This window comes from Actinoallomurus soli (genome assembly GCF_024055715.1).
Classification (GTDB): Bacteria; Actinomycetota; Actinomycetes; order Streptosporangiales; family Streptosporangiaceae; genus Actinoallomurus; species Actinoallomurus soli.
The window spans coordinates 18,288-41,861 of sequence record NZ_JAMXMV010000014.1; the positions used below are offsets into that span (position 1 = coordinate 18,288).

At 71.0% G+C, this 23,574-nt stretch carries 15 protein-coding genes and 1 pseudogene; all 16 read left to right on the plus strand.

Translation table 11 applies throughout. The features are described 5' to 3' along the window. The first annotated feature begins 6 nt into the window (after positions 1 to 6). The 16 genes and pseudogenes from NDW01_RS29200 to NDW01_RS29275 all read left to right on the plus strand — a co-directional run bounded on the left by NDW01_RS29200 (position 7) and on the right by NDW01_RS29275 (position 23,567). Positions 7 to 1,158: a Gfo/Idh/MocA family protein gene (locus NDW01_RS29200; protein WP_252827244.1), complete on the plus strand. Its 1,152-nt coding sequence runs from the start codon at positions 7 to 9 to the stop codon at positions 1,156 to 1,158. Then, entirely contained in the window at positions 1,155 to 2,009 is an 855-nt protein-coding gene (locus NDW01_RS29205; RefSeq protein WP_252827246.1) for a sugar phosphate isomerase/epimerase family protein, read from the plus strand. The genes NDW01_RS29200 and NDW01_RS29205 overlap by 4 nt, the downstream gene beginning before the upstream one ends. Next, positions 2,006 to 3,013: a Gfo/Idh/MocA family protein gene (locus NDW01_RS29210; protein WP_252827248.1), complete on the plus strand. Its 1,008-nt coding sequence runs from the start codon at positions 2,006 to 2,008 to the stop codon at positions 3,011 to 3,013. Before NDW01_RS29205 ends, NDW01_RS29210 begins: the two co-directional genes overlap by 4 nt. A gap of 696 nt (positions 3,014 to 3,709) precedes the next feature. After that, positions 3,710 to 4,171, plus strand: a pseudogene (locus NDW01_RS29215) (endo-1,4-beta-xylanase); the annotation flags it as partial. A 104-nt stretch (positions 4,172 to 4,275) separates the two neighbouring features. Continuing rightward, complete coding sequence (locus NDW01_RS29220) at positions 4,276 to 5,076, plus strand: ricin-type beta-trefoil lectin domain protein (protein ID WP_252827251.1); 801 nt, start codon at positions 4,276 to 4,278, stop codon at positions 5,074 to 5,076. Between the two features lie 311 nt (positions 5,077 to 5,387). After that, positions 5,388 to 6,437: a hypothetical protein gene (locus tag NDW01_RS29225; RefSeq protein WP_252827253.1), complete on the plus strand. Its 1,050-nt coding sequence runs from the start codon at positions 5,388 to 5,390 to the stop codon at positions 6,435 to 6,437. A 475-nt stretch (positions 6,438 to 6,912) separates the two neighbouring features. After that, a complete protein-coding gene (locus NDW01_RS29230) occupies positions 6,913 to 8,190 on the plus strand; it encodes a transposase domain-containing protein (protein WP_252827263.1) in 1,278 nt (425 codons plus the stop codon). 667 nt (positions 8,191 to 8,857) lie between these two features. Next, entirely contained in the window at positions 8,858 to 9,895 is a 1,038-nt protein-coding gene (locus NDW01_RS29235) for a ParB/RepB/Spo0J family partition protein (RefSeq protein ID WP_252827265.1), read from the plus strand. A gap of 312 nt (positions 9,896 to 10,207) precedes the next feature. After that, the gene (locus NDW01_RS29240) at positions 10,208 to 11,254 is read left to right on the plus strand and encodes a DUF1702 family protein (RefSeq protein ID WP_252827267.1); all 1,047 of its coding nucleotides are present in this window, start codon (positions 10,208 to 10,210) and stop codon (positions 11,252 to 11,254) included. Continuing rightward, on the plus strand, positions 11,251 to 13,212 hold the full coding sequence (locus tag NDW01_RS29245) for a CRTAC1 family protein (protein ID WP_252827269.1): 1,962 nt from the start codon (positions 11,251 to 11,253) through the stop codon (positions 13,210 to 13,212). The genes NDW01_RS29240 and NDW01_RS29245 overlap by 4 nt, the downstream gene beginning before the upstream one ends. Next, the gene (locus NDW01_RS29250) at positions 13,209 to 14,237 is read left to right on the plus strand and encodes an RnfABCDGE type electron transport complex subunit D (protein WP_252827272.1); all 1,029 of its coding nucleotides are present in this window, start codon (positions 13,209 to 13,211) and stop codon (positions 14,235 to 14,237) included. The genes NDW01_RS29245 and NDW01_RS29250 overlap by 4 nt, the downstream gene beginning before the upstream one ends. 4 nt (positions 14,238 to 14,241) lie before the next feature. Next, positions 14,242 to 19,974, plus strand: a complete 5,733-nt coding sequence (locus tag NDW01_RS29255) for a type I polyketide synthase (RefSeq protein ID WP_252827275.1) — start codon at positions 14,242 to 14,244, stop codon at positions 19,972 to 19,974. Then, a complete protein-coding gene (locus NDW01_RS29260) occupies positions 19,971 to 20,405 on the plus strand; it encodes an acyl-CoA thioesterase (RefSeq protein ID WP_252827277.1) in 435 nt (144 codons plus the stop codon). Before NDW01_RS29255 ends, NDW01_RS29260 begins: the two co-directional genes overlap by 4 nt. Next, a complete protein-coding gene (locus NDW01_RS29265) occupies positions 20,405 to 20,914 on the plus strand; it encodes a flavin reductase family protein (RefSeq protein ID WP_252827279.1) in 510 nt (169 codons plus the stop codon). Before NDW01_RS29260 ends, NDW01_RS29265 begins: the two co-directional genes overlap by 1 nt. Positions 20,915 to 21,156: 242 nt before the next feature. Then, complete coding sequence (locus NDW01_RS29270; protein WP_252827291.1) at positions 21,157 to 21,687, plus strand: hypothetical protein; 531 nt, start codon at positions 21,157 to 21,159, stop codon at positions 21,685 to 21,687. Between the two features lie 239 nt (positions 21,688 to 21,926). Beyond that, positions 21,927 to 23,567 carry an MFS transporter gene (locus NDW01_RS29275; protein WP_252827303.1) on the plus strand — a complete coding sequence of 547 codons (1,641 nt, stop codon included), beginning with the start codon at positions 21,927 to 21,929 and terminating at the stop codon, positions 23,565 to 23,567. Positions 23,568 to 23,574: the final 7 nt, after the last annotated feature.

The window sequence follows — 23,574 nt, forward strand, 5'->3', positions numbered from 1 at the left end:
CGTCAGATGGATCTCAGGATCGGCATCGTCGGAGCCGGCTTCCTCACGCGCCACTCGCTCGTCCCGGCCCTGCGCTCGGTTCCGAACATGCGGCTGGCCGCCGTACTCGACACCGAACCGGAAGCCCTGCGCGCGGTCACGGCGATGTGCTCGGGCGTCGAGACGTACACCGACGAGGACGCCTTCTTCGACGCCGGGCTCGACGCCGTGCACGTGGCCACGCCCAACCACCTGCACGAGCACTTCGCGGTGCGGGCGCTGGACTGCGGGCTGGCCACGCTGATCGACAAGCCGCTGGCGCACCGGGTGGCCTCCGCCCAGCGGATCCTCGCCGTCGCTGCCAAGGCCACGGCCCCGGCCCTCGTCGGCTACATGTCGAAGTACAACGTCTACAACCGCGAAGCACGGCGGCTGGTGCGCTCCGGAGCGATCGGTGCTCCGCGTGCCATGTACGCGGCCCGGCTGGGCTGGCGCAAGTACGACTGGCGCAGCCGCCGCCGGTACAGCGGCCTCGGCTGCCTCGCCGACCTCGGCATCTATCCGGTGCTGACGGCCATCGACCTGTTCGGCGAGGATCCGGTGCGCTGCCAGGGCACGCTCTGGCCGGTGAACGATCCCGAGTGCACCGACCTCCACGCGCAGGCGACCCTCTGGTTCGACGACCGGCGGTATCTGCAGTTCACGACGGCCGCGACGTTCAACGAGGAGCCCGCGTCGGCCGAGGTCTCGGCGTACACGCTGGTCGGGGAGGAGGGTATCATCCAGGTGCGGGACTCCTGGGCCATGAGCGGTGCCGGGCATCTGGAACTGTGCGACGGCGGCGGCTGGCACCGCGCCGATCTGGTCCCCACCGATCCTTACGCCGAGCAGTACCGGCTCCTGGCCGAGTGCGCGGCCGGCGCCCCCGTGCCCGAGGAGGTGGGCCTCGCGCGCGGGCTGGCGGACCTGGAGATCCTCTACGCGGTAGCGGACAACGCCGCCGGGGCCGGCGGGGTCACGCCCATCCGGCACTCTCCGGCCGCGAACGGCGTCACCCGCTCTCCGGACCCTGACGGCGCCGCGTGGCCGCCGGACACGAACGGCGCCGCGCAGTCGCCGGCCGCCGGCGCGATCGAGCACGCGCCGACCGGGACCGGAACCACGTCGGAGCGATCATGAAACTCGTCATGCACAGTTACTCGTTCCGGAACTACCCGATCGAGCACGTCTTCGCCGTCGCACGGCACTTCGGCTTCCCCGCGGTGGAACTGGCCTCCTGCCACTTCGACGCCGCCGAGGCCCGGCGGGACGTGGCCGCGGCGGCCCGGCTGGGCCGGCGCTTCGGCGTGGACATCCACTGCGCCGGGTACTACGGCGACTTCATCGCCGACGGTGCCGTCCGCACCCGATCCATCGAGACCGTCCGGGCGGTCATCGACGCCTGCGCAGACAACGGGATCGATCTCGTCAACGGGTTCGGCGGCTGGCTCGTGCGCGACGAGCCGGACTGGCGCCGCAACGGCAGCGCCATGGCCGGGGCTCGGGAGTACGAGCGCGCCGCGGAGGCCTATCGCATGCTCTGCGAGTACGCCGCCGAGCGTGGGGTCCGCGTCTCGGTGGAGGTGCACCCCAACACGGTCCACGACACGATCGGGGCCGCGCTGCGGCTGCGCGACCTGGTGGGCGGCGACTCGTTGATCATTACCCCGGATCCCGCCAATTCGTACATCCTCTCTGAGCCGGACCGCGATCCGGGCATCCTCGACCGGCTCGGTCAGGTTCCCTACTTCCACCTGAAGAACTGCCGGCCGGCCGACCCGTGCCCCGATTTCACCGTGGGTACGGCGGACGGGGCCATCGACAACCACCGCTGGCTGGAGAAGCTGACTCTGCTCAAGGTTCCCGCCGTGTGTCTCGAGTACTGCGGGACCGGCGACCCCCACCCTCCGATCGCGGCGGCCCGGGAGTACGTGCACGACTGCCTGCGGCTCGGCGAGGCCCTCCGGAACCATGGCCGGGAGAGCTCATGACGATCACCTGGGGCATTCTCGGCACCGGCCGGGTCGCCGGGATCTTCACCGAGGACCTCCTGCTGGCGGGCCACCGGGTGGCGGCCGTCGGTTCGCGCGCCCCCGGCACCGCGGCGGCCTTCGCCGCCCGGTACGGCATCGGCCGCGCCTACGGGTCGTACGCCGAGCTGGCCGCGGACGACCGGCTCGACATCGTCTACGTGGCGACCCCGCACAGCTCGCACCACCCGCTGGCCCGGCAGTGCCTGGAGGCGGGCCGGGCGGTCCTCGTGGAGAAGCCCTTCACCACGAGCCCGGCCGACGCCCGGGATCTCGTGGCGCTGGCCCGCCGCCGCGGCCTGTTCCTCATGGAGGCCATGTGGACGCGCTTCAATCCCGTCATCGTCAAGCTGCGGAGCCTTGTCTCCGAAGGCCGCATCGGCGAGATCAAGGCCGTGTACGCGGACTTCTCCGTGGCGCACGACTTCGATCCCGCACATCGCCTCTGGGCCCCCGCACTGGGCGGCGGCGCCCTCCTCGACCTCGGTGTGTACGCCCTGTCGTTCGCCTCGATGCTCCTCGGCCGGCCCGACTCGGCCGAGGCGATGATCGCGCCCGCACCGACCGGGGTGGACGCCAACACCGGCATCCTGCTCGGGTACTCCTCGGGGGCGGTCGCGCTCCTGCACTGCGGGCTGCTGGCCGAGTCGCCCCAGACGGCCACGGTCGTCGGCACCACGGGGTGGATCGAGGTCGGGACGCCGTTCTTCCGCCCGACCCGGCTCGTGCTGCACCGGCACGGGGCCGCCGCCGAGACGTACAGCGCGGACATCCGCGGACACGGCTACGTTCACCAGGCCGAGGAGGTGGCCCGCTGCCTGCGGGCGGGTCTCATCGAATCGCCGATGATGCCGCTGGACGACAGCCTCTCAGTGCTCGACACCGCCCACGCCGTGGCTCAGCGGTCCGCGACCGCTCGGCGATCGATCTCCGAGAGGACCCCGTCGGCCTCCGGTACGCCGTGAACGGCGGCGGCGCCGGCCAGGGTGGGGTCCGGACCTCGCGCCGGACGCGTCCTCGGGCACGGTAGGCGGAAATGTCATCGCCGACGATCCGGGCGATCGATCGAGCTCCTTTCTTCAGAGGACCCGTCGAAGGTGGTGGTGGGGCGGAGCAAATATGAGGCGGGTGGGTCTGTCAAGGACCCGATGCGCATCGTGAGAACGCGACGAGGCCGAGTACGGCTCATCTGGTGTTCTGCGCCCGGGCATACCTGGCCGGCGAAGCGCCGGGATGAAAGCTTTCATCGTCGATCGGTGTCCAGGGGAACATCATCGAAAGGTTTCGATGGCATCCTCGCCCACTGGAAGGGGTCCGTGACACAGGCAGACCGGGATGTGCGCCCGAAATCTTTTCGAAAGTCTTGACACATTTTCTCGGTGTTACTCACACTGAGTCCCCAAGGCGGTCGGGCCTGTCAGACGTGGCAAGGCCCGCCAACTGGCGACGCCTTGGTGGTGGGCGTCCCGGCAAAGGGACGCGGCGTCGATTCCGCGGGGACGTCCCCGCGTTTCCGGCCTTTCCCCTGCAGTTATGGAGGCTCAGGAGTGAGCACCAAAGAAACACCCGTGCCCGGAACCCGGCGATCCGTCCGCCGCTTCCACCGGGCCCTGGTCGCCCTCGCCCTCGGCGTCGCCGGGACGACAGGCGTCGCGCTGGCGGTGGCGGTTCCCTCGAATGCCGCGGCGAGCACGCTCGGTGCGGCCGCCGCGCAGAGCGGGCGGTACTTCGGCACCGCCATCGCCTCCGGAAGGCTCGGTGACTCGGCGTACACCACGATCGCGGGCCGCGAGTTCACCATGGTGACGCCCGAGAACGAGATGAAGATCGACGCCACCGAGCCCCAGCAGGGCCAATTCAACTTCAGCGCCGGCGACCAGGTCTACAACTGGGCGGTACAGCACGGGATGCGGGTCCGTGGCCACACCTTGGCCTGGCACAACCAGCAGCCCGGCTGGATGCAGAGCCTCAGCGGCAGCGCGCTGCGCCAGGCGATGATCAACCACATCAACGGCGTGATGGCTCACTACAAGGGCAAGCTCGCCTACTGGGACGTGGTGAACGAGGCCTTCGCCGACGACGGCTCCGGGGGGCGCCGCGATTCCAACCTGCAGCGGACCGGCAACGACTGGATCGAGGTCGCCTTCCGCACCGCGCGGGCGGCCGATCCGAGCGTCAAGCTCGCATCGAGAACTGGACCGCCGCCAAGACCCAGGGCGTCTACAACATGGTCAAGGACTTCAAGTCCCGCGGCGTCCCGATCGACTGCGTCGGCTTCCAGTCCCACTTCAACAGCGGCGACCCCTACAACAGCAACTTCCGCACCACGCTGCAGAACTTCGCCGCCCTGGGCGTCGACGTGGCCATCACCGAACTGGACGTCCAGGGCGCCTCGGCCACGACCTACGCCAACATCACCAACGACTGCCTGGCCGTCTCGCGCTGTGTCGGCATAACGGTCTGGGGCGTACGGGACAGCGACTCCTGGCGGTCCGGCGACACCCCGCTCCTCTTCGACGGCAACGGCAACAAGAAACCCGCTTACAGTTCCGTCCTCAACGCCCTCAACGCCGGATCGTCCACCAACCCGACCCCGACTCCGACTCCGACCCCCACCCCGCCCGGCGGCGGCGCCGGACAGGTCAAGGGCGTCGCCTCCGGCCGCTGCCTGGATGTGCCCGGCGCGAGCACGACGGATGGCGTTCAGCTGCAGTTGTGGGACTGCAATGGCAACGGCAACCAGCAGTGGACCTACACCTCCGCCAACGAGTTGCAGGTCTACGGCAACAAGTGCCTGGACGCCGCCGGCACCGGCAACGGCGCCAAGGTGCAGATCTACTCCTGCTGGGGCGGCGACAACCAGAAGTGGCACATCAACTCCGACGGAACCATCGTCGGCGTCCAATCCGGACTGTGCCTGGACGCCTCCGGCCAGGGCACCGGCAACGGCACCCAGATCCAGCTGTACTCCTGCTGGGGCGGCAGCAACCAGAAATGGACCTGGGACGGCGGCACCGCCTCCCAGTGAGGTTCCAGCGGTGCGTTGATCCCGCCGAAGTCTGATCGCCCTTCCTGACGAGAGAAGCCTCCGGTGCGGCGAACCCGCCGCGCCGGAGGCTCGTCACTTTCGTTCGGAGAGGGTCGGCGCAGCGCCCGGGCCGCCGCGCCGGCGTCGTCGCGGCGCGAAGCAGCCGGGCGTACTCGGGCGAGGTCGGCCGTACTCGCCCGAGAACAGAGCCGTCCGGTGGTGAACCCGATCACGGTGGGATTCGTATGCCTTACCAAGGGGTCGGCCTACCGCCGATACCGCCTGCGTAAGGGGCGATAAGGAGCGCGATCTTGTCTTCTCAGTCAGGACCCGGCGAACGCGTGGAGTCGCTCGGTATCCGTCAGCCCGTGGAACTGCCCAAGGTGGACATCGAGGAGGCCGGAGACCTGGCACCGGCCGGCGGCGTCGAGCCGGCCCAGGAGGGTGACGGGCCCGCCACCGAGGAGGAGAAGGCCGACGAGACTCCAGAGCCGCCGGAGGGCGGGCCGTCGACGGTGAAGGAGAAGGAGGACCCCGCCCCGGACGCGGACGTCGCGGTGGCGGCCGTCCCGCAGGGCGGTGCGGCGAACGACGATGAGATGCCCCCCGACCGGCCGAAGAAGCCCGTGCTGGCCGCGGTCGCGATCGGCGGGGTCGTCCTGCTCGCGATCCCGGTCCTCCTGGTCGGCACGGGCTCGCGCCACGCCAAGAAACACCCCGTTTCGGCGGCGGCCGACAGGGTGCTGTCCGGCAACGGCCAGCAACCTCCGCCGGGCGCGTACACCTCCGTGTCCCCATCGGCGACCCCGACCTCGGCGCCCTCCGCGACACCCTCCGCACACAAGACGCACAAGCCGGCGTCCGGCAAGAGCGCCGCGCCCAAGGCCTCCGGCAAGTCTTCACCTCGCGCCCAGGCGGCCCATAAGGGCGGTTCCTCCAGCAAAGCGGCCGGCAAGGGCGGTTCCGCGGTCAAAGCGGCCGCCCACAAGGGCGTTCCGGCGAGTGAGAAACCGGTGTCGGGCGGGAACCCGTGGGCACTCGAAGTGCATGCGCCGTACGACCTCAACCCGGGTAAGACCCTGCGCACCAACCGCCTCGCGCTGACCATGCAGAAGGGCGGCGACCTGGTGCTGAGGGACACCAGCGGCAAGATCATCTGGTCGACCGGGACGCATCACGCCGGTGCGTACGCCGAGTTCCAGACCGACGGCAACCTGGTCGTCTACATCAACGGCCGGCAGGCGGTCTGGGGAGCCGGAACGTTCGGTCACGATGGCGCGACGCTGGTGCTCCAGGCCGACTACAACATGGTGATCTACGACGGCCACAACGCGCTGTGGGCGACCAATACCTACAGGTGACCCGGGCCGTCCTTCGCTGTACGTTCCCAGTCCCCGAAACCGGCCGGTTCCGTAACGATCCGGTGCCGGAACGCTTGGGTACGGTGGTGACGCCCCGATTCCTCAAGAACGGTGCCCCGATACCCGAGACCAGGGACGAGCGCGCCGCGCCCCACGGGTGATCCGCCCGGAACGCCCGCTCGGCCGCGAACGCGACCACACCCGCGACGCTGAGATCCTCCAGGCCGCCCGCGACGCCCTCCATGGCCGCTCACCGCGTCATGTTCATGAACGGCACGGTGGACCGCGCCTTCATGGAGAACCCGATCAACCGGGTCGTACTCCCCGTCCTCGGCCTCGGCCCCTCCTGAACCTCGCCGAAGAGCGCCCCGACGAGGTCGTCCGGGAACTCGCCGGGTTCTTCGCGTAATAGGCGCCCCATTGGCCACGATGTGTCACGGGTTCAACACAGGTGCCGCGGAGCAATATCCCTTACGTGGCGAGGCTCCGCGAGCAGGTCGGCGACCTGCTCGCGGACCGGGTTGCGGTCGGCGTGCTGATCCGGGCCTTTCCGCCAGAACTCGTCGATCGCGTCGTGGACCGGCTCGGCGTGCGGGAGCAGCGCATGCGCGCGCTGCCGGCCCGGCTGATGGTCTACTACGTGCTGACCATGGTCATGTTCTTCCGGTCGGGTTACGGCGAGGTCTGGGACAAGCTCGTCTCGGGGCTGGCCTGGGCGTACCCGTTCACCGCCGAGCCTCCGCGCGAGATGCGGCCGACTCCGGCCGCGATCACCTATGCCCGCAAGAGACTCGGCTCGCAGGTGATGGCCGCGTTGGTGGAGGAGGCCGCCGGGCCGCAGGTGCGGGAGGAGCCCGGGCATGTGCGCGTCGGCGGGATGCGGCTCGTGGCCCTGGACGAGGCGCCGCTGAGCCTGCCGAATACGCCCGGGAACGTCAGCGTGTTCGGCTACCCGCCCGGCGGTTCTGAGCCGGACCCGGTCCCGCAGGCCCGCGTCGTGGCGCTCGGCGAGTGCGGGACGTCGGCGATTCTCGGCGCGGGCGTTTTCGGCGCGGCCTTCGACGAGACAGCGCTGATCCGGGAGCTCCTGCGGAAGCTGGATCCCGGTGACCTGCTCCTGTTCGGCGGCATCCTGCCCGCCTATGACCTGCTGGGGGAGGTGATCGCCGCCGGGGCGCACGTGTTGTGGCAGGCGGGGCCGGAGGACGACCTGCCCAGGCTGAGCACGCTTCCCGACGGCACCTACCTGTCCCGCCTCGCCGGCCCGGCCGCCCGGCCCGGCTCCGGCGGCGCCCCCGGCCTCGCGGTCCGGGTCATCCCCGATGCCGGCGAAGGCCCGCCGGCCGCGGGGAGGCCGGGGAAGCCCCTCCTCGTGACCGACATCCTCGACGCCAGGGTGCTGCCCGCGGAGGCGTGCGTCGCGGCGCATGCCTCCCGCTGGCGTCTCGGGGACTGCTTCAGCACGCTCGACCTTCTGCCTCCCGGAGGGTCGGCGGTGACGCTCCGGTCCAGGGATCCCGACCTGATCCGCCAAGAAGTGCACGCCATCCTGTGCTGCTATCAGGCGGTGCGGCTCCTTGTCAGCCGTCGTCCGAACGGCCAGACCGTTCCCGCGGCGATTTCCCATCAACCGGCAGAGGCCCGAAGATCGGCTCGCGCATTACCCGCCTGGGCGCCCGGAGCCGTCGTCGGGCTGGCCCGGGACGTGAGACGTAGGCGATTGTCCGGCCGAGCCGGCCCTCCTGAGACGTAGGAGATTCTCCCGCCGAGCGGGCTCCGGGGGTCGGCGTCGAGGAGGCCCTCGGAGGCGTTCCGCCGCGAGCAGGCCGGCCGGGAGCCGGCGTGGTGGATCGGCGGAGCGTGCGCCCGGCAGGCTGGGCCGCGGACGGACGACCGATACCGACCAATATCGTCGTCCGGTATCGCTCAATCCCGCCCGCAATGGTATTAAGTTAACGGGGAATGGCCGCGGAAACGACCTGGCCGTTCGAGCGGTGGCCGACATGGGGCCGCACCGCCTGTCGGCAACTCCGCGGCACCCATGGGGGACCGGTGACGCACCGCGGCCCCTCGGTGCGTCGTCCGCTTTCGCGACCTCGCGAGCCGCCCCGCACCGTCGTCTGCCCCGCCGCACGAAATGGCGGCATCAATTGCGCTCGCCCGCAGGCGGCCCGGCGGCTAACTTAAGAGCATTGTTTTAGGTCCGCAACCGGTCATGAGGACGGCCCGGGCCGCGGGTTCCGGCCCGGCAACTGCTATGCGCATAATCGTCGCTAGTTTGTTGAACGCCGTGAGCTCTTGGAGAGACGATGACATCGTCCAGGACTGCAGCACACAGGCCTATCACCGAACCGAACGTGGAAATGCGCCTTCCGGTGCGCAGTTCGGCAGCGGGAGCCGCCGAACGAGAAGGGCCGACCATGCTCCCCGCGCCCGATCAGGACGTGCACACCGTTCCGCTGAGCGAGCTTTTGCCGGCCGACTCGCCGCGGCTTGCCGGGGAAGATGAGAATCACACCCGCCGGCTGGTCGAGGCCGAGGCCGAGTTGCCGCCCATCCTCGTGCACCGCAGCACTATGCGGGTGATCGACGGCATGCACCGCCTCCGCGCCGCGATGGCCAGCGGCAGGCAGGAGATCCGGGTTCGATTCTTCGAAGGCGACGAGAACGAAGCATTTCTACACGCCGTCAGGGAGAACGTCACTCACGGACTCCCGCTCAGCCTGGACGACCGGAGGCGCGCCGCCCAGCGGATCATCGCCGCCAGCCCCGACCTTTCCGATCGCGCGATCGCCGGTTACACCGGGCTGTCCGACAAGACGGTCAGTGCCATCAGAAAACGCTCAAACGCGGAAAATCCGCAGTCGAGCAAGCGCATCGGCGTCGATGGCCGCGCCCGCCCGCTCAACAGCACCGAGGGCAGACGGCGCGCCGTGGAATTCCTCACCGCCCGCCCGGACGCCTCTCTGCGGGAGATCGCCGCCGGCGCCGGCATCTCGGTCGGAACCGCCCATGACGTCCGCAAGCAGATGCAGCGTGGGGAAGACCCCATCCGCTCGCGCCGGCCCAGCGCCGACCCGGACCGCGCAACGTCCCCCGGGCCCGGCCAGGTCGTCACCGCCCGGCGCCCCGCCCGGCGCCCCGCCCCCGACGTCACCGGCTTCGATCCCGGGTCACTGCTGGAGAGCTTCGTCCATGACCCCGCGATCCGGCAGTCGGAATCCGGCCGGGGCATGCTCCGCTGGCTGCACGACCACGTGGTCCGCGGGGCCGACGTCAACCAGCTCATCGAAGCGGTTCCTCCCCACCGCGCCGACTGTCTCATCACCCTCGCCGAGCACTGCGCCGGGGTATGGCGTTCCATAGCCGACCGGCTCGCGGCGGATCAGACCTCCCAGTCGCCCGGACGCCGTCTGACCGGCCATCCCGCCGAACCATCAGCACGCCCAGAACCCTGAGACGCCGGACGAAGGGTTCGTGCCCACGCTGCGAAGGCGACGCGAGGCCCATGCCCGGAAAGGGCCGGCCTCGGTCGCCCGGCTCCAGGCCGCGGTGCGGCTGCCGTTCGCGATCATCGTGGAATCTCGTCCGCCGAGCGGAACAAAACGCCGGAATCGGTGCATTCTGGCTGTCTCATGAGTGTCAGTTAAAATACCGGAACCGGCGTGAAATAACTGATCATTCCATGAGGTCAATTGATCCAGGCAGTGAATGCTCCCTACGGTTAAGGGAACTCTATGACTTTCGCTACGGGGCGTGCTCTCCATAAGATGCTGGCGCCGCCATCGACCGAGGTGACCTTTCTCGTGCGCGGCTTCCACGTCGGGCAGCCGCAGGCTCGCGACTATCTGGAGCAGGTCGGCCGCTGGTTCCTCGTCGGCCTGGAATACGGCATGACCGTGCGGGGAGAGCGCGAGGTCGCGACGCGTCTGGAAACGGTTCCCCCGGAGTACCGTGGTTTCGCCTATGAGGGCGCCTCGATGGCGCTGGCGATCCTTGACGGTCTTCTTCCGGGAGCCGGGGGGCGGCTGCACAGGTTCATCGCCGGCCCGGCGGCGCACCAGATCTACACCGCACACGTCGGGGCGGGCTGGGCGCTGGCCCGTCTGCCGCGCCCGCTGCGCCCTCGGGTCCGGCTCAGGGATCCGTTGCTGCGCTGGCTGGCCCTCGACGGATACGGGTTCCACGAAGCCTATTTCCGGACTCCGCTCGTCGTAGGCGAGCAACGCCGGCCTCGGATCCTCCGCGGCCACCCAGGGGACGCCCGTGACGCCGCGCACGTCGTCGACCAGGGGATAGGCCGGGCCCTGTGGTTCGTCTGCGGGGCCGACGCCGCTCACCTGGCCGGCACGATCGCGGGCTTCGCCCCCGACCGGCAGCCGGACCTGTGGGCCGGCGCGGGCCTGGCCGCGGCGTACGCCGGTCAGCAGAGCGCGGCCGGCCCGGCCGGTGGGGAGGACCCGGCCGCGAGGCAGGCGGTCGAGGCATCGCTGCGGGAGTTGGCCGCCTGCGCCGGCCGCCACCTGCCGGATGTAGCCCAGGGTGCGGCTTTCGCGGCCAAGGCCCGGTATCAGGCGGGGCTGGTCACCCCCCTCACCGCCACCGCGGTGCGGGTGCTGTGCGGGATGGAGGTCGCGGAGGCGGCGCGATGGACCGATGACGCCCGGCCTGCCGACCCGGCGGCCGGAGACGCCTATCAGGCATGGCGCCTCCGGATCCGCGGGCGCTTCACGCGTGAGCCTTCCCATCCCCGTCGAGATGGTCAGAGGTCCGGCGGTCCTGGGTTCCGGACAGAAAGGTTCGCGGGAGAGAAGTGAACATAAGAAAGCTCGCACCGCCGGCCGTCGTGCTCGCGCTGATCGGGGTGCTGTTGCCGCTGGCGCAACCACGCGGAGCGTCAGCCCGGCAGCAGGCAGCCGTGGTCTCGCGATATCACTTCACGCAATTGCCCATCGCCGAACCGCCGGGCCTACCGAACGCCACGATCCGGGACGTCAACCCGGCCTACCGGCGCATTCAGGCGTGGATCTCGTCGGTGGGCGCCGCGGTCGCGATCAACGACTTCACCGGCAGCGGCCGGCCCGACGACATGTGCCTGGTCGATACCCGGAACGATTCGGTGATCGTCACTCCGGTGCCGGGCACGCAAGCCGTCGGGACCTTCGCGCCATTCGTGCTCAGCCCGTCCCCGGCGCTGCCCTACGACACGTCCACCATGGCCCCGATGGGCTGCGTTCCCGGCGACTACAACCAGGACGGACTGACCGATCTGCTGGTGTATTACTGGGGCCGGACTCCGGTGCTCTACCTGCTCAAGCGGGAGGCGAAGCAGCTGTCCGCGTCGGCCTACCGGCCGACCGAGGTCGTCCCGCACCAGCCCGGCCCGGGAGGCCGCTACACGGGCCCGCTCTGGAACACCAACGCGGTGGCCGTGGCGGATCTCGACGGCGACGGCCACCAGGACATCGTCATCGGCAATTACTTCCCGGACTCTCCGGTCCTCGGGTCGCACTCCCGGGGCAAGGTGGTCATGCCCGAAGGGTTCTCCCGTGCCACGAACGGCGGCGGCGACCTCGTCCTCCGGTGGGACGGCGCCACCGCGACCGGGGCGCCGAGGTACGCCGAGGCCCGCGACCCGTTCCCGAAGGGTTCGGCGACCGGCTGGACGCTGGCCGCGGCGGCGGCGGACCTGGACGGCTCGATGATCCCGGACCTGTACGTGGCCAACGACTTCGGCCACGACCACCTGTTCGTCAACAGGTCCGAGCCCGGGCACATCCGGTTCACCGAGGCGAAGGGCTGGCGGTCACCGGTCGTGCCGAAGTCCAAGGTCCTCGGCAACGGCTCGTTCAAGGGCATGGGCGTCGACTTCGCCGACCTGACCGGCAACGGCAGGCTCGACATGGTGGTCAGCAACATCACCACCTCGTTCGGCCTCGAAGAGAGCAACTTCACGTGGATGAACACGTCGAGCAGCCAGGCCCAGATGCGTCGCGACCTGCTCCGGGGGAACGCCGACTTCACCGACAGGAGCTGGCCCATGGGCCTGGCCCAGAACGGGTGGTCGTGGGACGTCAAGGCCGGGGACTTCGCCAATCGCGGTACCCAGGACGTCGTACAGACGGCCGGCTTCGTGAAGGGCACGGTCAACCGCTGGGCGCAGTTGCAAGAGCTCGCGACGACGAACGACAACTTCCTCTCCAACCCGGTGTACTGGCCCAACATCGAGGCGGGCGACGACGTGGCCGGACACCAGTGCCCGGCGTTCTTCGCCCCGGGACAGGGCGGCCGCTACGTCGACCTCAGTGGCCCGCTGGGTCTGTGCGTGCGCACCCCGACGCGCGGGATCAGCATGGCCGACACTCGTGCCAACGGGGCGCTCGACCTCGCGGTCGCCCGTCAGTGGGGGCCGCCGGCGTTCTACCAGAACGACGCTCCCCATCTCGGTGAATACCTCGACCTGCGGCTCTTCCGCCCGGTGCCGGGGCAGCGGGCACCGCTCCAGGCGGCGGGTACGCCGGCCATCGGAGCGACGGTCACCGTACGGACCTCCTCGGGCAAGACCATGATCGCCCAGGTCGACGGCGGCAGCGGGCACTCGGGCAAGAACGACTTCGGCCTGCACTTCGGGCTGGGCGAGTCCGGCGCTCCGGTGGCCGCGACGGTGACCTGGCGGGACACGAACGGCCAGGTCCACCGCGAGACGACCCGTATCACCCCCGGCAGCCACACGCTCCTACTCGACTCGACCATTCATGAGGTACCGGCGCGATGACATCACTCCGCGGAAAAAGCTCGCGTACGCCGGCCCGGCCGGCCGGCCAGGAGCCGCCGAAGGACGTCCCTCAGGACCCGCCGGAGGGCGTCCGTCCGAAGCCGCCGAAGGACGTCCGGATCGCGGCCCTGCGCAGGTTCGCGATCTCGATCACCGTGTTCAACATCATCGGCTACCTGTTGCTCGGGTTCGAACAGCCCTGGCTGTGGCCGTTCATGGCGGTGGGCACCGCCTACGCCACCGAGATCCTGGTGGAGGCGGTCACGGCGTGGGCCCACCGCCGGCCCCCCGCCTACCGGGGGCACGGGCTGAGGGGGCTGGTCGACTACCTGCTGCCCGCGCACATCACCGGCCTCGCCGTGAACATGCTCCTGTACGCCAACGCGCAAGCGTGGCTGGTGGTCTTCGCGGTCGTGGTGGCCGTCGGCCAGAAGGCGATCCTGCGCGCCCCGATCAAGGGGAAGTCGCGGCACTTCATGAACCCGTCGAACTTCGGCATCGCGGTGGCGCTGCTGCTGTTCTCGTGGGTCAGCATCGCGCCGCCGTACGAGTTCACGGAGAACACGGGGGCGGTGCTGGACTGGCTCATCCCGGTCCTCATCCTGGCGTCGGGGACGATGCTGAACGCCCAGCTCACCAAGAAGATGCCACTGATCGGCGGGCTGGTGCTGGCGTTCGCGGCCCAGGCCGTGTTCCGGGCCGCCGTGTTCGGGATCGCCTGGCGGCCCGCGCTGCTGATGATGACGGGAACGGCGTTCGTGCTGTGGCTCAACTACATGGTCACCGACCCGGGCACCACCCCCGTCAGGCCGCGCGACCAGGTCATGTTCGGCGCGTCGGTGGGTGTCATCTACGGCGTCCTGATGGCGCTGCACATCGTGTACGGCCTGTTCTTCGCGCTGGTCGTCGTCTGCGCCGTCCGCGGCGCCTACCACTGGGGCAAGGCGCTGCCGGCCGCGCGGCGGCTGCGGCGCGAGTCCGCGCCGCCCGTCCAGGTCGCGGCCACCGTGGCCGAGGCCAGGTGACGACATGGGGCAACGGATCGCGATCATCGGACTGGCGTGCGAGTACCCGGATGCCTCCTCGCCCGCCCAGCTGTGGGAGAACGTACTGGCGCAGCGCCGGGCGTTCCGCCGCCTACCGGACGAGCGGCTGAGCCGCGCGGACTACTACTGGCCCGATCCGGATGCCGGCGACCGGTTCTACACGGACATGGCCGCGGTCATCGAGGGCTATGAGTTCGACCGGGTCGGCTTCCGGGTCGGCGGCAGCACGTACCGGTCCACCGACCTCACTCACTGGCTGGCCCTGGACGTCGCATCCCGGGCGCTCGCCGACGCGGGATTCCCCGGCGGCGCGGGCCTGCCCGCTCTGACCACGGGCGTCATCGTGGGCAACACCCTGACGGGTGAGTTCAGCCGGGCGAACCTCATGCGCCTGCGCTGGCCGTACGTCCGGCGGACCGTCGCGGCGGCGCTGCGCGCGGAAGGCTTCGACGACCGCCGGCTGGAAGGCTTCCTGGCCGGCCTTGAGCGGCAGTACAAGGCTCCGTTCCCCGAGGTGGGTGAGGACACCCTGGCCGGTGGGCTGTCGAACACCATCGCCGGGCGCATCAGCAACCACTTCGACCTGCGGGGCGGCGCCTACACCGTCGACGGTGCCTGCTCCTCGTCCCTGCTGGCGGTGGTGACCGCGTGCACGGCGCTGGCCGACCACGAGATCGACGTCGCGGTCGTCGGCGGGGTCGACCTGAGCATCGACCCGTTCGAGCTGATCGGTTTCGCCAAGGTCGGCGCGCTGACGCCGGGGGAGATGCGGGTGTTCGACCAGCGCAGCTCCGGTTTCCTGCCCGGCGAAGGCGCCGCGATGGCGGTGCTCGTACGCGAGGAGGACGCGACCGGCGGCTACGCGGTGATCGAGGGCTGGGGGAGGTCGTCCGACGGCCGCGGCGGGATCACCCGCCCGACCGTCGACGGCTACCGGCTGGCGATGCGCCGCGCGTACGAGCGGGCCGGGTTCGGCCCGGACACGGTCGGCTACTTCGAAGGGCACAGCACCGGCACGCCGACCGGCGACCAGGTCGAGCTCGAGGCCATCTCGGCGGAACGCGACGCCGCCGATCCGCAGGCGCCGCCGGCCCCCATCGGCAGCATCAAGGCCCTCATCGGGCACACCAAGGCCGCCTGCGGCATCGCGAGTCTCATCAAGGCCACGCTGGCGGTCCGGGACGGCATCATCCCGCCCACCGCGGGCTGCGTGGACCCGCACGACGTGCTGCTGCGGGACCGCCCGGCACTGCGCGCCTCGGCCGGCGAGCCGTGGCCGTCCGGGCGGCCGCGCCGGGCGGGCGTCACCTCGATGGGCTTCGGCGGGATCAACACGCACGTGGTCATCGGGCAGGCCCGCGACCGCCGTACCGATGAGGCGCGGTCGGTCGCGCTGCTGGCCTCGGCGCAGGACCGGGAACTGCTGCTGGCGGACGCCGACGAGCCCGCGGAGCTGCGGGAGACGCTGCTGCGGCTGGCGGACTCCGTCTCCGCCCTGTCCTTCGCCGAGATGGGGGACCTGGCCGCCGTCCTGCACGACGGATATCGCGGGCGGCCGCTGCGGGCCGCCATCGTCGCCGGGCACCCGGTCCGGGCGGCGGAAGCGCTTCGGCGGGCCACCGACGCACTGGGGGAGGGGCGCGAATCGCTGTTCGACCCCGATGCCGGTGTCTTCCTCGGCCGGGTCACCGGCCCGGTCAAGACCGGGCTCCTCTTCCCGGGGCAGGGCTCCATCCGGGGCTCCCGGCACGGTCACAGCGCCGCCCGCGGCCGCTTCCGCGCCGTGCTCGACTCGTGGCCGATGCCCGACGGGGACCCCGTCGACACCGCCGTGGCCCAGCCCCGGATCGTCGCCGCCTCGCTGGCCGCCGTACGCGTCCTGTCGGCCCTCGGGATCGAGGCGGAGGTCGCGGTGGGGCACAGTGTGGGCGAGCTCGCGGCCCTCGCCTGGGCCGGGGCGGTCGACGAGGCCGCGGCGCTGCGGATCGCGACCGTGCGGGGACGCATCATGGCGGGCCTCGGCAGCGGGGGAGCGATGGCGGGCCTCGCCGCGGCGCCGGACCGGGTGACGCCGCTGCTGGCCGGCGATCCCGTGGTGATCGCGGCGCTGAACGGCCCCGGCCAGACGGTCGTGTCCGGGCCCGCCGACGCGGTGGACCGGGTCGCCGTACGGGCCCGGCAGTCGGGCATCGAGTGCACGCGCCTCCGCGTGTCGCACGCCTTCCACTCACCGCTGGTGGCGCCCGCCGCCGCCCCGCTGGCCGAACACGTACGGGACCAGGAGTTCCGGCCGCTCCGCGGCCGGGTCATCTCGACCGTGACCGGCCAGGAGCTCGCGCCCGGCACCGATCTGGTCCGGCTGCTGACCGAGCAGGTCACCGCCCCGGTTCGGTTCGGACCGGCGGTCGCGGCCGCGGCCCGCGACGTCGGCCTGTTCATCGAGGCCGGGTCGGGTTCGACGCTGAGCGGGCTGGCCGCGGGCAACGCCGGTGTTCCGGCGCTGAGCATGGATCTCGACGCACCGTCACTGGCCCCCCTGCTGAGGGTCGTGGCGGCCGCGGTGGTCCTCGGGGTCCCGGTCCGTACCGAGGCGCTGTGGAACGGCCGGTTCACCCGGCCGTTCCGGCTCGGCGCGCCGCTGCGGTTCTTCGCCAATCCGTGCGAGTCCACCCCGGACCTCGACCTGCCCGCCGCCCCGGTCGTGCCGCGTGACCGCGGCGAGGCCGAGCCCCGGAACGACGCGTCCGGGAACGAGGCCGGCGCGACCGAGGACAGCGCGATCGAGCGGCTGCGGAGACTGACGGCCCAGCGGGCGGAGCTCCCGCTCGAGGTGGTCCGCCCGGACACCAAGCCGCTGGACGACCTGCACCTCAGCTCCATCGTCGTCGGCCAGATCATGAACGAGGCGGCCGCCGAGCGCGGGCTGACCACGCTCGCCCCGGCCACCGGCTTCGCCACCGCCAGCCTGGCCGAGCTCGCCGAGGCGCTGGACGACCTGGCCGCGGCGGCGTCGCCGGGACAGGACGCGCGGCGTGACGCCGTGGAGGGGGCGGGACCGTGGGTGCGCCCGTTCGCGGTCGCGTGGGTGCCCGCGGATCCGCTACCGCCGCGAGCGGACGCCGCCGCCGGCGGAACGGGCTCGTGGCAGGCGTTCGTCTCGCCCGGAGCCCCCGAGGCCGAGCGGCTCCGCCGTGCCCTGGAGACCGCGGGCATCGGTGACGGGGTGCTCATCTGCCCGTCGCCGGCGCGCGACACGGCGGAGACCGGGATGCTGCTGGCGGGCGCCCGCGCCGCACTCGCCGGAGCCCGGCGCTGTCTCGTCGTCCAGAGCGGCGGCGGCGCCGCGGCCCTGGCCAAGACGCTGCACCTGGAGAACCCGGAGGTCGTCACCTGCGTGGTGAACGTCCCGGCCGGTCCCTTCCCCGTCGCCGCCGTCGTACGCGAGGCCGCCGCCGCGACCGGCTTCACCGAGGTGCGCCTCGACGAGCGCGGCCGGCGCAGCGTTCCCGTGCTGCGCCCCCACACGCCCAGGCCCGGCCCGCTGCCGCTCGGGCCCGAGGACGTCGTGCTCGTCACCGGCGGCGGCAAGGGCATCACGGCCGAGTGCGCGCGGGAGCTGGCCACCGGCACCGGCGCGAAGCTCGCGATCCTGGGCCGCTCCGATCCGGCGCGCGACGCCGCCCTCGCGGCCAACCTGGCGCGGCTGGAGGCCGTCGGCGTCGAGCACGCGTACTTCCCGGCGGACGTGACGTCGGAGGAGCAGGTCGCCGCCGCCGTGGCCGGCGCGCGCGAACGGCTGGGCGAGGTGACGGCGGTCCTGCACGGCGCCGGCCGCAACCGGCCGGCCGCGCTGACCAACGCCGACGAGGCGTCGTTCCGCGCCACCGTGGCGCCCAAGGTCGACGGGCTGCGCGCCGTGCTCCGCGCGGTCGACCGCGGTCGGCTGCGGCTGCTCGTCACGTTCGGCAGCATCATCGGCCGGGCCGGCCTGCGCGGACAGGCGGAGTACGGGACGGCCAACGAATGGCTGACCGACCTGACCCTCGACCAGGCCCGCCGCCGCCCGGACTGCCGCTGCCTGGCCATCGAGTGGTCGGTGTGGTCGGGCGTGGGGATGGGCGAGCACCTCGGCGTCCTCGACGCCCTGGTACGCGACGGCATCAGGCCGATCCCGCCCGACGAGGGCGTCAGGATGTTGCTGCGGCTGATCGCCGACCCCGGAGCCCCCGGCGTCACGGTGGTCGTCGGCCGCACCGGCGACCTGCCGACGGTCTCCTTCGAGGAACGGGAGCTGCCGCTGGCGCGGTTCACCGAGAATCCGCTGGTCTTCTACCCCTCGATCGAGCTGGTCGCCGAAGCCCGCCTCACCGAGCACGACGATCCGTACCTGGCCGACCATCAGGTGGACGGGGTGGCGATTCTGCCGGGCGTGCTGGCCCTGGAGGCGATGACCGAGGCGGCCGCCGCCGTCACCGCGTTGCCCAACCGGCCGGTCTGGGAGAACGTGGAATTCCTCCGGCCGGTGACGGCGGACGGAGACCTGACCGCCACGATCAGGATCGGTGCGGTGGTGCGGGAGGACGGGGATTCGGCCGACGTGGTGATCCGCAGCGCGGAGACCGACTTCGCCGCCGAGCACGTCCGCGGCACGTTCCGGCCCGGGCCGGTGCCCCCCGCCGGTGACGCGCCGACGCATCCGGCCGCCCGCCTGATCAAGGCAGGGGACTGGTACGGCCCCTTGTACTTCCAGGGCAGCCGGTTCCAGCGGGTCATCGGCTACCGGAAGCTCACGGCGACGGGCTGCGTGGCGGAGATCTCCGGAAGCCCGGACAAGCCGTGGTTCGGGCCGATGCTGCCCGCCAGACTGCTGCTCGCCGACCCCGGGCCCAGGGACGCCTTCATGCACGCGATCCAGGCGTGCGTGCCGGACGCGACGCTCCTGCCGGACCGGGTCGAGCGCCTGGTGCCCGCGACGGGCCTGTGGCCCGATCGGCTCTTCCTGGACGCCCGCGAGCGCAGCCATGACGGCGACAGCTATCTGTACGACCTCACGGTGTACGACGAGGCGGGCCGGGTCGTGGAAGAGTGGCAGGGACTACGGCTGCGGGCGCTGCGCCGCCATGGCCCTCCCGCGATCGCGGCTCTCATCGGGCCCTACCTTCAGCGGCGGCTGCCGGAGGGCGTCGGGGTGGCGGTCGAGCCGGAGGGCCACGATGAGCGCGCCGAGGCGACCCGCCGTGCCGTCAGTCGCGCGGTCGGCGCCGACGTGTTCGTACGACACCGTCCCGACGGACGGCCCGAGATCGAGCTGCAGGTGGGCTCCGGCCACGGGCCTGAGATCTCGGCGTCCCACGGCCCGGGGTTCGTGCTGGCCGTCGCCGGGAACGGTCCGCTCGGCTGCGACGCCGAGGAGGCCGTCGACCGTCCCTGGCCGCAGTTGCTCAAGGCCGGCCGGATCACGCTGGCCGAACGGGCCGCGGCCGAACTCGGCGAGCCCCTGGCGGTCGCCGCCACGCGGGTGTGGGCGGCCACCGAGTGCCAGGTGAAGGCCGGCGGCTCTCCCACTGATCCGTTGAGTCTCATCGGATCGGCCGAGCCGGGGTCGCTGACGTTCGCCTCGGGCCGGGCGCGGATCGTCACGATCGCCACCGTCCTGAGCGGCGCCGAGCACCCTGTCGTGTTCGCCGTCCTCACCGGAGACGAGGGTCGCGCATGACGCCCTACTTCGAGTACCGCCACGTCGTCGGGCTGGACGAGACCAACGTCGTGGGGAACGTCTACTACGCGCACTTCGCCCGCTGGCAGGGCCGGTGCCGGGAACTCTTCCTCCGGGAGCGTGTGCCCGGGCTGCTCGCCGAGCTCGGCGACGGCCTGAAGATCTTCACGCTCACCTGCTCATGTGAGTATCTCGCCGAGGTGTTCGCGTTCGACGAGATCGCCGTACGGATGCGGCTCGCCGAACTGACCCAGACGCAGGTGGCCTTCACGTTCGAGTACGTGCGGGTGCGCGAGGAGGCGGAAGAGCTGGTGGCCAGGGGGCGGCAGCGCGTCCTGTGCATGCGGGCCGAGAACGGCGGGATGAAGCCGGCGCGCGTGCCGCCGGCCTTCCGCCGGGCCCTCACCCCGTTCCTGGCGCGGGTCGGCTGATGGAGCAGCTCAGGCGCGCGATGGCGCAGCACGCGGCGGCGGTCGCCGTGGTGACCGGGCCGGGCCCGGTCGGGCTGACCGTGACCACGTTCACCTCGGCCAGCCTCGATCCGCCGCTGGTGTCGTTCTTCGTGTCGCAGACGTCGACCACCTGGCCACGGCTGCGCGACGCCCGGGTGTTCGGGGGGAACGTGCTGGCCGCGGACCAGGCCGACATCGCCGACCGGTTCGCGCGCCGCGGCACCGATCGGTTCGGGCCGCACACGCGGTGGTGGAGCGGCCCCCTGGGCGTCCCGCTCATCGCCGGCACCGCGTGCCACGTGGCCTGCGAACTGGACAGGGTCATGCCGGTCGGCGACCACTGGCTCGTCGTCGGCCTGGTCGTCCACGCGGAGGCCGGCGGCGTGCCGCCGCTGCTCCGCCACTCCCGCCAGTACGGCCGCTTCCAGGGCATCCGGCCACCGGCCGGCGAACCCGAGCCGGGCCCCGCGGCGACGCTGCTGCACTAGTCGTATGGCCTCGATCGCTCGGCTATCTGTTCATTTATCGATAGTTAAGGCGAACCGTCCGGATCGCGAGCGCTGACGATGAAGCTCGATATTCAGCGGGTTCGTCCTCTATTGCGGTGCACAACTGCGGAACCCCGGCCTTGATGCGGTTCTGACGCTATGTAAAACTGAACTGTCGATCGATCGATGGCAGTGAATCACCCGGGTCCCAACCTCCCGCAAGCGAACAGGAAGGAATCCCTATGATTCCCCGCATTGGCAGCAGGGTCGCTGCCGCGGTCGCCACTCTCGCCCTCGCCGGCGCCGGCGCCGTCGCGGCTCAGGTGCCGGCGAGCGCGTCCAGCTTCACCGCCACCTACCTCTGCAACGTCCCCGGCGCGGGCACCGAGACCTCGACGATCAACGCTTCGCTGACGGCCTCGCCGAACCCGGCCACCTCCGGCTCGAAGGTCGGCTTCGCGCTGGACGTCACCAGCATCAGCGTGCCCGCGTCCGTGGCCATCAACTCCTGGAACGCCACGGCCGTCATCGAAGGCAGCGGCGCGGAGACCTCGGCGTTCACGGCCACCGCGTCCGGCGGCTCGGTCCCGGCCGGCCAGCCGATCAACAACGTGGACATGACCGGATCCTGGACGCCCTCCGCCTCCGGCACGGACAAGTTCCTGATCGGTGACATCACGATCAACATGGACGCCGCGTCGTACGGGAACGTGACCGTGTCCTGCACACCCAGCGGGTCCCGGCCGACCGCCGGGACCCTTACCGTCCGCTGAGCCGCCACCGCTGACCGATTCCCCGGCCGGGCGCTCCCGGCCGGGGAATCCGCCCAATCCGTGCCGTTCACTGCCGTGACGCCAGTTGATTCTCCGGTGGAGAGGCGATAATTCCTCAGCGTGATCGTTGAACATCCTTTACAAGGTCGAGCTCATCGATACAGCCTTTACGGACGCGAACTTATCGATCTCCTTCCGGACCGGCGGGGAGCCGGAGCCTCCAACCCCTGGATGTCATCATGTCGAACACCGCCGCACGCCGGCAGACGCAGCAGTGGAACCGTTTTGAACATCCAGTCGCGTTCTGGCTGGGAGCCGCGGCCTGCACCGCGGGCGTCGCATTGCATCTTCCGATGTATTACAGCGCGCGTGACATGGGGTACCGGATGGCCGGGATGCGGCCCGACGCCGAGATGCTGACCGGTATGGCCCTGATCATCGGCGGACTCGCGGCGGCGCTGTACGGCCTGCTGCCGAGGGGGACGCGGGAGTTCCGGCAGGCCGCCGCCGGGATCCGGGTACGGGCGCTCGACGACGCTCCGATCCGGCCGCGGCACGTCGCAATGCTCCTGGTCATCTCGGTCGCGATCGTCATCGACGTGATGAAGCCGGCCGCGCTGGCGTTCGTCGCACCCGGAATGGCGAAGGAGTACGGGCTCAAAGCGGCAGGCAACCCGCACGGCCACATCCCGGTGGCACTGCTGCCGTTGTCGGGCATCAGCGGGACCGTCCTCGGATCCTGGCTGTGGGGGTGGCTCGCCGACCGTATCGGACGCCGGTCGTCCATTCTCTACGCCGGGCTACTGTTCGTGACCACGTCCATCTGCGGTGCCATGCCCGGTTTCAATTGGAACCTGCTCATGTGCTTTCTCATGGGCATCGGCGCGGGCGGCATGCTGCCCATCACCTTCGCCCTGCTGGCCGAGACCATTCCGGCCCGTCACCGCAGCTGGATCATGGTCTTCATCGGCGGCGGCGTATCGGGTGCCGGTTATGTGCTGACGAGCTGGCTGGCGGGCGCGCTGACCCCGCACTACAGCTGGCGCATCCTCTGGTTGATCGGACTGCCCACCGGGGTTCTCTTCATCGCGCTGAGCCACTGGATTCCAGAGTCCCCGCGGTTCCTCCTCGCGGTCGGACGCCGGAAAGACGCCGAGACGATAATGGCGCAGTTCGGTGCCGCGGTCGTCGAGGAGACGGACGACACCGAGGCGGCCGACGATCGGGGCGGCGGATTCCGCCGGCTGTTCGGCTCGCCGCTCATCGGTTCGAGCGTGGCGATCAGCATTCTGGCGCTGGGAGTGGGACTCATCACCTACGGCTTCCAGCTCTGGATTCCCACGAACCTTCAGCATCTCGGTTACACCACGGTCAACTCGGACTACATCGTCCGGAACGCCGCGCTCATCGGGCTTCCGATCGGCCTGCTGGCCACGGCCATGTACGGTTTCTGGAGCAGCAAGAAGACCATCATCGCGTTCTTCGGGCTGCTGGCGCTGGCCCTGTTCGGATTCGTCCTGGCCGGCGACTCGCTCGCGCATGATCATGTTCTCCTCACCGCGTTGCTGGTCGTCCCGCTCTCCGGGACCAGCCTGGTGGCGGCGCTCATCACGGTCTACGCGTCCGAGGTGTACCCGACGCGGATCCGGTCCCGGGGCACCGGGCTGGCCGCCGGGATCACCAAGGCGGGAGGCGTGCTGATCATCGTCATGGTCGTCGCCGCGGCCACCCCGCCGTCGATCGCGGTGACCGCGATCATCGGGGCCGCGCCGCTGCTGATCGGCATGGCCGTCTTCGCGCTCACCAGTCATGAGACGCGTAGCAGGCGGCTGGAGGAGATCAGTCACGCCGAGTCCGTGGCGGCGTCCGCGCGGCCCTGAGGCACCG